A 289-nucleotide genomic window follows, 5' to 3' on the forward strand; every position below is an offset into this window, starting at 1 on the left:
TCAAGTTTTGCCGGAGTATATGGTGCCGGCGGCGGTGGTGCGTCTGGACCGCTTCCCGTTAACCCCGAACGGCAAACTGGACCGCCGGGCGCTGCCGGTGCCCGGGGAGGACGCCTTTGCCCGCCAGTGTTATGCAGCCCCGCAGGGCGCCACCGAAACCGTCCTGGCGGCGGTCTGGCGTGAGTTACTGGGTATCGAAAAAATCAGCCGGCATGACAATTTCTTTGCCCTGGGCGGGCATTCTTTGCTGGCGGTGCGGGTGATAGAGCATTTGCGTCAGCAGGGGCTT

The 289-nt window shown here is 63.3% G+C and carries 1 protein-coding gene; it reads left to right on the top strand.

All coding sequences use genetic code 11. From position 1 onward, the window contains the following. Positions 1-289 (top strand): phosphopantetheine-binding protein (locus C5470_RS22330; RefSeq protein ID WP_166291968.1); only part of this gene is annotated, 289 nt, incomplete at both ends.

The sequence above is a fragment of the Photorhabdus stackebrandtii genome (assembly GCF_011189495.1).
GTDB lineage: Bacteria > Pseudomonadota > Gammaproteobacteria > Enterobacterales > Enterobacteriaceae > Photorhabdus > Photorhabdus khanii.